The sequence below is a fragment of the Mycobacterium sp. E1386 genome (assembly GCF_001672745.1).
Classification (GTDB): Bacteria; Actinomycetota; Actinomycetes; order Mycobacteriales; family Mycobacteriaceae; genus Mycobacterium.
In genome coordinates this window covers 38,910-49,048 of record NZ_LZKH01000171.1, presented here as the reverse complement: position 1 = coordinate 49,048, position 10,139 = coordinate 38,910, and the positions used below count along the sequence as shown (strand labels likewise).

At 67.7% G+C, this 10,139-nt stretch carries 12 protein-coding genes and 1 pseudogene; 8 read left to right on the top strand and 5 right to left on the bottom strand.

Annotation, left to right across the window (positions count from 1 at the left end; genetic code table 11):
* A pseudogene (locus A5709_RS17190) lies at window positions 1-122 on the top strand (cutinase family protein); the annotation flags it as partial.
* Window positions 123-207: 85 nt separating this feature from the next.
* Window positions 208-765, top strand: a complete 558-nt coding sequence (locus A5709_RS17185) for a nitroreductase family deazaflavin-dependent oxidoreductase (protein ID WP_156768086.1) — start codon at window positions 208-210, stop codon at window positions 763-765.
* 10 nt (window positions 766-775) lie between these two features.
* Here A5709_RS17185 and A5709_RS17180 read toward each other — a convergent pair whose 3' ends face one another.
* From A5709_RS17180 to A5709_RS17170, 3 genes are read right to left on the bottom strand one after another with little or no spacing between them, the layout of a single operon-like run.
* A complete protein-coding gene (locus A5709_RS17180; RefSeq protein WP_068121017.1) occupies window positions 776-1,522 on the bottom strand; it encodes an Rv3717 family N-acetylmuramoyl-L-alanine amidase in 747 nt (248 codons plus the stop codon).
* 16 nt (window positions 1,523-1,538) lie between these two features.
* Complete coding sequence (locus tag A5709_RS17175; RefSeq protein ID WP_068121013.1) at window positions 1,539-2,195, bottom strand: enoyl-CoA hydratase-related protein; 657 nt, start codon at window positions 2,193-2,195, stop codon at window positions 1,539-1,541.
* Entirely contained in the window at window positions 2,192-2,818 is a 627-nt protein-coding gene (locus A5709_RS17170; RefSeq protein WP_068121010.1) for a TetR/AcrR family transcriptional regulator, read from the bottom strand. Before A5709_RS17170 ends, A5709_RS17175 begins: the two co-directional genes overlap by 4 nt.
* A 117-nt stretch (window positions 2,819-2,935) precedes the next feature.
* Here A5709_RS17170 and A5709_RS17165 point away from each other — a divergent pair, with 117 nt between their 5' ends.
* The 3 genes from A5709_RS17165 (at window position 2,936) to A5709_RS17155 (ending at window position 4,860) form a co-directional block, all read left to right on the top strand.
* Window positions 2,936-3,145, top strand: coding sequence for a three-helix bundle dimerization domain-containing protein (locus tag A5709_RS17165; RefSeq protein WP_067946319.1), 210 nt, complete (start codon window positions 2,936-2,938; stop codon window positions 3,143-3,145).
* 68 nt (window positions 3,146-3,213) lie between these two features.
* Window positions 3,214-3,630: a DUF6636 domain-containing protein gene (locus A5709_RS17160; RefSeq protein ID WP_068121006.1), complete on the top strand. Its 417-nt coding sequence runs from the start codon at window positions 3,214-3,216 to the stop codon at window positions 3,628-3,630.
* Between the two features lie 60 nt (window positions 3,631-3,690).
* A complete protein-coding gene (locus tag A5709_RS17155) occupies window positions 3,691-4,860 on the top strand; it encodes an acyl-CoA dehydrogenase (RefSeq protein WP_068121004.1) in 1,170 nt (389 codons plus the stop codon).
* Here A5709_RS17155 and A5709_RS17150 read toward each other — a convergent pair.
* Window positions 4,857-5,420, bottom strand: a complete 564-nt coding sequence (locus tag A5709_RS17150) for a TetR/AcrR family transcriptional regulator (RefSeq protein ID WP_068121000.1) — start codon at window positions 5,418-5,420, stop codon at window positions 4,857-4,859. The two genes, A5709_RS17155 and A5709_RS17150, sit on opposite strands and share 4 nt — an antisense overlap.
* A gap of 214 nt (window positions 5,421-5,634) precedes the next feature.
* Here A5709_RS17150 and A5709_RS17145 point away from each other — a divergent pair, with 214 nt between their 5' ends.
* Window positions 5,635-6,903: a hypothetical protein gene (locus A5709_RS17145; RefSeq protein WP_231986994.1), complete on the top strand. Its 1,269-nt coding sequence runs from the start codon at window positions 5,635-5,637 to the stop codon at window positions 6,901-6,903.
* Between the two features lie 46 nt (window positions 6,904-6,949).
* Window positions 6,950-7,798 (top strand): SDR family NAD(P)-dependent oxidoreductase, encoded by an 849-nt coding sequence (locus A5709_RS17140; RefSeq protein WP_068120997.1) that lies wholly within the window; start codon window positions 6,950-6,952, stop codon window positions 7,796-7,798.
* Here A5709_RS17140 and A5709_RS17135 read toward each other — a convergent pair.
* On the bottom strand, window positions 7,795-8,748 hold the full coding sequence (locus A5709_RS17135) for an SMP-30/gluconolactonase/LRE family protein (RefSeq protein ID WP_068120995.1): 954 nt from the start codon (window positions 8,746-8,748) through the stop codon (window positions 7,795-7,797). The genes A5709_RS17140 and A5709_RS17135 overlap by 4 nt on opposite strands.
* 476 nt (window positions 8,749-9,224) lie before the next feature.
* Here A5709_RS17135 and A5709_RS17130 point away from each other — a divergent pair, with 476 nt between their 5' ends.
* A complete protein-coding gene (locus tag A5709_RS17130) occupies window positions 9,225-10,109 on the top strand; it encodes a hypothetical protein (protein WP_068120992.1) in 885 nt (294 codons plus the stop codon).
* The last annotated feature ends 30 nt before the right edge of the window (window positions 10,110-10,139 follow it).

Genomic DNA, 10,139 nt, shown 5'->3' with positions numbered 1-10,139 from the left:
CCGCCCACAACACCTACGCCGACGACGGCGCCATGATCGACAAGGGCGTCGCCTTCGCCTCCAGCCACCTCGACGCGAGTGGGCCGGCGAACGCGCCAGCGGTCAGGCCCTTCGGGGGCTGAGCGACCGCTCGGCTAGCGGCTCGTGTAGCCAGAGAATGACTTTCGTCTCTGGTGCACGGCGGCCGGTCGGGTGTCAGCTTGGTGGATGGTGCTCGATAACCGCTCGGTAGGGCGCGCGCTGGGTCGCGGCCTGGTAGGCGTAATGCTGGTGGCGCTGGTCTGGCTGGTGTTGGTGCCCAGAGTCTTCCGGCGACACCGCGACCTCATGCTCAAGGTCGGCCCGTTCCGGGGATTTCTGAGGAGGTACAACGACGCGACCCGCAAGATCTCCGGAACGAAGCGGTCGTCATGGGCACTGCTGACCCACGTTGGGCGCCGCAGCGGGCGCGTCTATCAGACGTCGCTCGGCGCGATCCCGTATCGCGACGGCTTTCTTTTGCCGTTGGGGTACGGCCCGCACACCGACTGGTACCGCAACCTGATGGCCGCGGGAGCATGCACGCTGGCCTACAAGGGCCAGGCCTATTGGCTCGAGCGCCCCGAGCTCGTCTCCTGCCCGGATGTGATGCGCGCCTGGCCGGCGAGGTCCCGAATCCTGCTGCAACTGGCCGGGATCCACGACTTCGTGTGGCTGCACCTAAGCCGCGAGCAGCGAGCGGAGTCCGCTCCCCTGGCTTCTCAGGTGGACCACGCGGCCAACTGAGGGCGGACCCCTAGGTCGGTTTGGCGTTCAGGTACGCGACGATCCCCTGCGTGACGGCGGCGGCGTATCTCGCCCGGCCGTCGGGGCTTTGCATCCGTGCGGCGTCGTCGGCGTTCTTCATGTTGCCGAGTTCGACGAGAATCGCCGGGTACTGGGCGAGGTTGAGCCCCGCAAGGTCGTCCCGGCCGTACAGTCCGCCCGAGCCGATGTAGTTGGCCGGCTGAAAACCGGCCTGCACCAAGGCGTCCCGCATCGTGTTGGCCAGCTGGACGGCGGGACCGGCCTGCACCTCGTTCAAGGGCGGGCTCGAGTAGTTCACGTGGAAGCCGCTGCCGGACGCGGGTCCGCCGTCCGCGTGGATGCTCACGATCGCGTCGGGGCGCATCGCGTTGGCCGCCGCCGCGCGCTGGTCCACGCAGGGGCCGACCGAACTGTCGTCGCCGCGCGACAGTTGGGTGCGCACGCCCATCCCGTTGAGCGACTCGTTGATCAGCGCCACCACCGCCCAGGTGAACGCATGCTCGGGATAGCCGTCGTTGGTGGCGGCACCGGACGTCTGGCAGGCCTTGGTGCCGCCGCGGCCGTTCGGCACCTGCTGGTTGATCGACGCGTCGTTCACGGCGTTGTGGCCCGGGTCGAGGAAGACGGCCGATCCGGAGACACCGGCGGCGGCGCGCGGGGCGGTGACCAGCCCGGCGCCGAGCAGCACCGGTGCGAATCTCAGCACGTCGCGCCGCGAAACGGATCCCGGACTCACCGCGCGATGGTAACAATCACACGTCGGTCAACGCCCGGGCCGCGGCGCGGAACATGGTCTGCTTGATCGCGCCGAGCGTGCCGGGGTCCTTGCCGCCCAGCGGGCGCAGCAGGTCGGTCGCCGCCGCGGTCACCTCGCCCTCGGCGGCGGTCGCATCGACGATGCCGAATTCGGCGGCCTCTTCCCCACCGAACCGCCGCCCGGTCGTCATCGAGGCCACCGCGGCGCGCGGCGTGAGCTTGGCCTGGATCAGCGCGGCCATGCCGTCGGTGAATGGAATCCGGATGTCGACCTCGGGGAAGCAGAAGAACCCTCGGTCGGCGCGCATCACCCGCACGTCGTGGGCCATGGCGAGCATGGCGCCGGCGCCGAAGGCGTGTCCGGTCACCGCGGCGGCGGTCGGCATCGGGAAGGTGAGGACGCGGGCCAGCAGGGCCTGCACCCGCCCGACGTACGCCTGGGTCTGCTCGGCGTGGGCGCCCAGCCAGTCCAGATCCAGCCCGTTGGTGTAGAACTTGCCCCCGGCGGCGGTCACCAGTCCCTGGGCGCCGGCCTGCTGGATTTCGTCGAGCTGCTCGTTGATCGCGTCGAGAAACTCTGGGGAGAACCGATTCTCGTCCTCGCCGAGATGGAGCACCGCGATCTTGTCGTCCCAGCTGAATGTCGGTGTCATGTCGTGTCCCTTTCCCTGGATTTGCGCCGGGGCTCCCCGACGTCGAGCACGGCGCGGACCGCGGCGCGCAGCCGCTCCCGGGCCTCGGCATCTTGGATCCTGTTGCGACGCAAGAGGATCGCGGTCGGCAGATCGACGATGCAGGTGGTGATGAGGTCGACGGCCGCCGCGTCCTTGCGGTCCCACAGACGGCGGGCCAGCCGGATCATCGACTCCACCAGCAGCCGGTCCAGGTCGCGCAGCTGCGTCGCGAGGTCGGGCGGCGTCTGCGGGCCCAGCAGCTCGTCGCGGCGCACGGTGAGCAGCAGCTGTGACGACTCCGGGTAGCTTTCGGCGAAGACGGCGGGCGCCTCGGCCGCCGCCACCACGGCGGCAACACCATCCCCCTCGGGGGCGGCGTCGATCAATTCGCCTTGCGCGCTGAGGAATCGGTGTCCGGCCCGCAGCCAGGCGCGTCCGACGAGTCCCGCCCGCGAACCGAACGTGTGGTACAGGGCGCCGTTGGAGACGCCGATCGCGTCGCTGACCGCTCGTATCGTGACCGACGCCGGGCCGGACCGCACCGCCAACCGCTCGACGGCGTCCAGGATCTGGTCCTGGTCGTGAACCCTGGGGCGCGGCATTCCCACATAGTAACAGAGCAGTCGCTCTGTTACTGACCGCGGCCAGTTCACGCGATCGCAGCAACCTCTTAACGCGAACCCGTTTGACGGCGAGGCCCGGTCGGGAACCCCCTGCTCATGGGTAAGGTCACTCAGGTCAACGAAGAGATGCTGTTGGCGGACATCGAGCGGCAACTGATCGACGAGTTCCCGCAGATCCCGTCGGAGGTCGTCGACGCCGTCATCCGCGAAGAGCGTGCCCGGTTCACGCACAGCCGCGTCCGCGAATTCGTTCCGTTGTTCGTGGAGAAGCACACCCGTGAGCAACTGCGCGCACGGTCCAACTAAGGAAGCCTCTATCGGCAGGATGTCGGCTTTCCGCCCCAAACGAGCGGGCCTGCGCCTACGCTCAGCAAATGATCAGGCAGGTGCTCGTCATCGGCGCGGTGGTCGCGGCATTTGCCGCGACGCCGGTGCCCGCACGCGCCGACACCCTGAACTTTCAATCCCCGTCCGGGAACATCTACTGCGTCCTCGACAGCCCCGGTGTCGCGTGCGACATCAGCGACTTCGACTACCAGCCACCGCCACCCCCGGAGTGCGGCAAACACCTCGCCTGGGGCAATCGCTTCGTCCTCACCCAGGGTCAACCGGCCGCGATCCATTGTCACGGCGACACCCTGCGCGTCGCCGGCGAGCCGACGCTCGACTACGGCCAGTCCAGGTCAGCCGGGACGCTCACCTGCGACAGCGAGCCGTCGGGCATGAGATGCACCGACACCAGCACCGGGCATTACTTCCGGGTGTCGCGGGATTCCTACGAGCTGGGCTGAGAGCCGTTCTGCTCGAACCCCTTACGTGACCGTACAAAATAGTATGGTACGGTCGTCGCCATGTCCGCGGTCGACGTTTCCCCGACGTACGGCATCACCGACGACTTCGTCGCCCGGCTCGCCGAGCGCGCCGACGAGGCCGAGCGGCTGCGCCGGCTGCCCGCGGCGACGGTCAGCGAGTTCCGGGACACCGAGCTGTTTCGGCTGTTGCTGCCGGCGCGGTTCGGCGGTTTGCAGGCGTCGTTTCCCGAACTGCTGGAACCGATTCGGCGGATGGCGCACGGGTGCGCGTCCAGCGCGTGGACGCTCGGCTTCTACGCCCTGCACAACTGGATGCTGTCGCTGTTCGACATGCGGGTGCAGGAAGAGGTGTTCGCCTCGGGTCCGGTGCTCGCGCCGGCTCCCCTGGCCCCGACCGGCCGCGGCGTCCCGGCCGAGGGTGGGGTGCGCCTGACGGGCCGCTGGTCGTGGGCCACCGGCGCGATGGACGCGGACTGGGTGATGGTCGGGGCGCTGATCGAGCGGCCGGACCGCATCGATCCGGCGCTGGTGGTGGTGCCCGCCGACCAGGTCGAGGTTGTCGACACCTGGCACACCGCCGGCATGCGGGGCACCGGTTCCCACGACGTCATCCTCACCGACGTCCTCGTCCCGGAGCACCGCATGGTCGCCGTGGCCGACATCTACGGCGGAACGGCGCCCGGGGCGACGGCGCACGGAGTGCCGACGTATCGGTGGCCGATGGTCCCCGCGCTCGCGCTGGTGGCGTCGATGCCGGTGCTCGGCGCGGCCGAACGGGTGACCGAACTGTTCGCCGAACGGCTGGGCGGGCGCGTCCTGGCGTACAGCGGTGCGGCGCAAAGGGATCAACCCGCCGCCCAAATCCGGCTGGCGAGCGCGCGGGTGCGGTTGTGGGCGTTAAGGGCGCTGGTCGACGAGACCGCCGACGGCATCGACCGGATGGTGGCCGCCGGTGAGCGGGTGCACCGAGCGGTGCGGGCCGAGGCGCGGCTGGCGGCCGCCCACACGGTGCACGAGAGCCGGGCGATTATCGCCGATCTGCTGGACGCCTCCGGGGCCAGCGCGCAGTTCCTGTCCAATCCGCTGCAGCGTTTCAAGCGCGACGTGGACATCGCCGCCGGGCACGTCGTGTTCGACTACGACGTGAGCCGGGAGTTGGCCGGGGCGTTGGCGATTGGGGCAAAGATCTCTCCGATCGCGATGGTCTAGTCCTTGAGCATCAGCTCGAGGAACCGTTCCCGCTGGGCGATCCGCTGCGCCTGCTGGGCCGAGCCGGCCAGGTGCAGCAGCCCGATGCCGGCGGCGAACGTCAGCTCGGCGCGCAGCTTGGCGTCCTCGGGGCCGAAGCCGTAGTCGCTGTACGCCTTGGTGACGGAGCGCAGCAGGCGCCGGTCGGCCGCGCGGATGTTGGCGGCGGCGGACGGGTCGGTGCGGGCCCATTCGCGCATCGCGCGTTCCAGCGTCCAATGCCCCGGGCTGGTCAGGGCGGTCATCATGGCGGACAGGCGTTCTCGCGGGGGCAGGGCGTCGAGTTCGGCCAGCGACTGCCGGTCCTTTTCCAGGAAGGTGTTCCACGAGCCGACCAGGGCGGCCCGATAGCTGTCCATGTCCTTGAAGTGCCAGTAGAAGCTGCCGCGGGTGACGCCCGCCTGCTGGCAGAGGCGCTCGATCTTCAGTGCGCGCACCCCCTGCTCGGCGAGCAGCGTGTAGCCGGCCTGCAGCCAGTCCTCGACTGTCAGGCGAGGGGGCGAGGGCTTGCGTGCGGCCACATCGTGCAAGGTTACGGGTGGACGCGGCCCAGGTGGGCGAGGTGCGCCCGTACGCGCGGCGCCGACCGCTCCTCGTCCTTGGTGAATTCCTCCCGAACACGCGGCTAACCGGGAGGTCCGGCTACGACGCGGGTGTAATGTCCGGGTTTGCTAGCCGACAAATTCCTGTTAACTCTTGGCCCGGTGCTGGCCGGCCGAAGGACCAGGGGGTGCCGTGACCGAGGTGTCCGACCTGTCGGCGACGACCGCCAACGACGATGTCATGGTGTCGTTGCAGGACGAGTCCCTGCTGTTGGGCGGTGACCCCGCCGCGGTCGAGTCCTATCTGGCCCGGCTGCGCGCGACCGCCGGCCACGCCATGCGGGTCGCCGGCATCGACAGCGCCTCGCTCGCGAACGCGGCGATCGCCGGGCTGGCTTCGTTCCTGGCCGACTCGGGCAAGTACGTGCAGTTGCATCGCGACACCGTGGACGCGTTGAGGGAAGGCAACCTCGTTCCCCTCAGCGACGGCGTCTTCCGGCTGACGACGGGCGTCGATGCCGGCGAGCTTCTGGCGCAGCTGCAATGGCGACCGGAGCTGCTCGGCCCCGAGGTGATGCTGTCGGCGCAGATGATCGCGGTGCAGATGGCGTTGAAGTCCGCGGTCGCCGAGGTGGAGGACGCCGTCCGTCGGGTGGAGGACAAGGTCGAATCGGTGCTCGAAGTCGCCCGGGCGCAGCGCGCCGGCGACGTGCTGGGCACCAGCCTGACGATCTCGCGGATGGTCGACTCGTTGGACAAGTACGGGTCGCTGCCCGACGCGTACTGGGAGTCGGTGGCCGCGCTGGGGCCGGCGCTCAACGTCACCGTCGAGCAGCTGCGCAACCACGTCAGCCGCATCCTGGCGTCGTTCGATCACACCATGGGTGTGCAGCAGCGCGCCGGGAAGCTGCGAAATGCCATCAGCGAGAACCGGCTTGGCGACACCCTGAGCCTGCTGGTGATCGCGGAGGAGGCGCTGCACAAGTGGCAGCGGCTGAACCTCGCGCGCATCGAGGCGAAGGAGCCCGAGCAGCTGCTGCGGGCGATCGACGAGGCGCGCGAGCTCGTCGACCATCATCTGCGTGAAGACCTCGACGTCTACCGGAGCGCGAAGGAAGTCCTCGACCGGTTCGGGAAGTCTAAGGCGGTTGACGGCTTCCGGTTCTGGGCGGTACGAGAGCTGGCCAAGCAGCGCGGCGCCCTGCGCGACGAGCTCGACCAGTTTGCGAAGGCCCGCCAGCACCAGGTCGAGACCTGGGAGGACTTCCACATCCCGAGCGTGCTCGACGCCGCCCTGGCCACCCTGGAAGCCGTCGGAAGCGTTACGGGCCGTGTTTTCGTGACCGTCGGCCGCGGCGTCGTCTACTTGGGCGGGCAGGTCGTTGGGCCGTTCCGGGGACGTAGTGACGACGGCTCTCCGGCCAGCAGCTCTGGACTTGAGGAACACCAGCCGGCGTGCTGATTCAGCGGTGGCGCCGCGGACTGGTTGCGGCGCAACGGAGGTCGGCGTGATCGATTTGGGACTGTCGGGCAAGCGTGCGGTGGTGTCGGGCGCGGGCTACATCCCCGAGCGCGCGGGCCACGGCTGGTTCACGTCATTGGCGCTGGCCGAAGCGGGCGCCTCGGTGGCCTGCATCGACATCGACGAGCAGCGCGCGGAGCAAGTTGCCGGCGAGATCGTCAGCCGGGGCGGCATTGCCATCCCGATCGTCGCCGACATGACCGACCCCGTGCAGGTCGGCCGGGCGATCGACGACGCCGTCGCGGCGCTGGGCGGTATCGACGTGTGCGTCGACATCATCGGTGGCGCCACCTGGTCCAAGGTCGAGGACTTCACCACCCAATTGTGGGACACGGCAATCCATTACAACCTGACCCAGGTGTTCTATCTTTTTCAGGCCGCGGCCAGGTACATGATCGGCCAGGGCAGCGGTGGATCGCTGGTGGCGATCGCGTCGGTCGACGGCATTGCCTCGGCGACCTACCATGCCGCTTATGGCGCCGCCAAGGCCGGCGTCATCTCTCTGGTCAAGACCTTCGCAGACGAACTGGGGCGCTACGGCATTCGTGCCAACGCGGTCGCGCCGGGCAATGTGGGCTCGGGCAACGAGGACCAGCCGCCGAATGAGTACAACGCCAACGGCATCAATCCGCTGGCGGCGCCCCGCGCGCATGACATCGCCAACGCGGCGTTATTCCTGTCCTCCGAGCTGGCCGCCCGCATCACCGGCCAGACCCTCGTCGTCGACGGCGGTGCCACCATTCGGCAGCTGTGGGGGCTGGGCGAGTCGATGATCCCTTCGGACCCGGACGATGCGCTGCCGGACTTCATGCGGTCCGGGCCGTCGGGCGCCTAGCGCTGGTGGATGAGCGGCAGGCCGGGCACCGAGCTTCTGCCCTTGAGGACGTATGGCGTCGTGATCGAGCCGATGTAGATGTCGCGCATATCCTGCCCGCCCCAGGCGATGCTGGTCGGGCCGTTTAGGAGCGCGCCGTCCGGGTCTTCGATCACGGTTGTCGCCCGGCCGTCCGGGCTGATCGCGACGATCTTGTTGGCCAAAACAAGTGTGACCCAGAGGTTTCCCTCGGCGTCGAACGCGCATCCGTCGGCCATTCCCCACCGGCGGCCCACCTCCGGGTCGGCCATTAGGCGGGCGGCGTCGGGGCCGTACTCGTCGGGCCGCCGGTCGCCCAGCGATGGGCCGAATCGTTCTTGGGGGCCGAGTGTTTCGCCCTCGATGGGAAAGCGCACCACGTCGGCGGCTAGCGTGCGGACCACGTACAGGTGGTCCTCGTCGCGATCCAGCGCCATGCAGTTGGGGAAGTTCACCGCATCGGCGACCACTCGCGCCGATTGGCGGTCCGGTGCGACTCGAAAGATGAACCCATCAGCGGTGCCCATCGCGATGGTGTCCATCAGATCTTCTGCCATCGTGCTTACCGAACACCACAGCGCGCCAACGGAATCCACCAGAACGAAGTTCAACCATCGCAGCGGGCGTCCCTCGAGTTGGTCGCTCAGCACCGCCTTGATCGCGCCGGTCACCGGGTCGAGATCCTGCAGGACGCCCAAGCCCCAATTGGCGATCAGGAAGTGGCTGTCGCGGTCGAGCGCGATCCCGTTCGGCTCGCCGCCCGCCAGACCGATGTGCCGAACGGTCTGCTCATCGACGAGCTCTGCGACAGCTGAGGCCTTGTCGGAGGCGAACACCCGACCATCGCCGGCCACGATGACGTGTTCCGGGCGTCCCACGCCACGCCCCACTGCGTTGGTAACCTCGATGGTGGTCTCACCCGTTTCGCTCATCGACGCCCTTTATAGACTTGTCACAATCCCTGCTAACCCAACTCTTGGCCCGAGTCGCTTACGTTCTGCGTGCCTGAGTGGTAGTTCTCGGGAGCGCATGTGTGACCAGGCTCAGTCGTCCGCATCACCGCGGGCTGGCTTATTAGAAATCGCACATTACTTGGCAAGGCAATGGAGTACCAGACACAGCCTCAAGATTTCGCCATCGCGTGTGGCTGGGTTGCGGCTGCCTGACGAGCTCGTTGGCGTTTCGTTGGCGGAGCGGATCCCGCGCTTGCACCATCGAGGCGCGCGCTGCTTGCAGCGTGAGCATTCGTGGCCTGCCTAAGTTCATCGAGACCACTCAAGCCATCCTCGAGACCCTTGACCGGGTCACGGCGGTCAAGGGTCGGATCGGAAGCATAGACGCGTACCAGCCAAGCCCCACTGCCGCATTGACCCTAGGACCTCACCGCCTGCGTCCGTAAGCTTGGGATATGGCGCACTCAGACCCGGTCAAAGACTACTTGCATGCAATCGACCGGCTGAGCGAGCTGAGTTCGGCGGTGGCTGGGCAGCGATCGCAGGAGGAGGTACTCGACGCGATCGTCGGCCTTCGCCTCGCCGTCATCCGCGCCTATGGCGGAAGGCGTCCACGCCATCGGCACGGAGAAGGGGCCCGCGGCCTCATTCTCAAATACCTCCTAGACCATCTCGGCGAGTTTGTCTACGGCGACGAGCTTGCAGCGATCTCCGGCATCGGAGAGTGGGCGCGCCGTGTTCGCGAGCTACGTGTCGAGGAAGGCTACGACATCGAAGAGGAAGCTGGCCGGTACCGGCTTCGTTCCCGCGATCCCGACCTCAAGAGTCGCGAAAGGTGGCGAACGGTGACGGCCCTCCGGGACGCTCCCGGTGAGGCAATCGATCGCGTTCGGTTACTTTTCGGAGAACTACCGGCGCAGGTCGTCAACGTTGAAGAACTTGATCGCGTCGCTCACTCGAAAGACGGCGTTCGTCTTGCCAGAGAGCTGCGAGAGAACGAGCTGCTTCCCGTCGAATGTTCGGCCGACGCGCCGGATTTGCAGGCGGGTCAGTATCGATTAGCGTCCATATACGAGCGCGACCACCTGGACAGTTCGCAAAGCCTCTTCCCGGAGGACACACGGCGTCAGGTCTTTTCGCGCGACCGATATACATGCTGGGCCTGCCATAAAGACCGCTACACTGCAGAGCACGTCGCTGAAAGTCCGTTCTTCCTAGTCGTTCGGCACCTCGACGTGCCCCCCGAACGGCTGTCGGAAATCTCCATCGACCGTCTCTCGGATTTGACGCGGCTTGCGACGTTCTGCAACCGTTGTGCTGCGAGAGTGGGGAACGCATGATTCTGGGGCACGATCGCATCCCAAGCTATT

Bases quoted from the DNA above. Each gene is read 5' to 3' on its own strand.
- A5709_RS17185 (WP_156768086.1), top strand. From the start codon at position 208: ATGGTGCTCGATAACCGCTCGGTAGGGCGCGCGCTGGGTCGCGGCCTG.
- A5709_RS17175 (WP_068121013.1), bottom strand. From the start codon at position 2,195: ATGACACCGACATTCAGCTGGGACGACAAGATCGCGGTGCTCCATCTC.
- A5709_RS17170 (WP_068121010.1), bottom strand. From the start codon at position 2,818: ATGCCGCGCCCCAGGGTTCACGACCAGGACCAGATCCTGGACGCCGTC.
- A5709_RS17165 (WP_067946319.1), top strand. From the start codon at position 2,936: ATGGGTAAGGTCACTCAGGTCAACGAAGAGATGCTGTTGGCGGACATC.
- A5709_RS17160 (WP_068121006.1), top strand. From the start codon at position 3,214: ATGATCAGGCAGGTGCTCGTCATCGGCGCGGTGGTCGCGGCATTTGCC.
- A5709_RS17155 (WP_068121004.1), top strand. From the start codon at position 3,691: ATGTCCGCGGTCGACGTTTCCCCGACGTACGGCATCACCGACGACTTC.
- A5709_RS17135 (WP_068120995.1), bottom strand. From the start codon at position 8,748: ATGAGCGAAACGGGTGAGACCACCATCGAGGTTACCAACGCAGTGGGG.
- A5709_RS17130 (WP_068120992.1), top strand. From the start codon at position 9,225: ATGGCGCACTCAGACCCGGTCAAAGACTACTTGCATGCAATCGACCGG.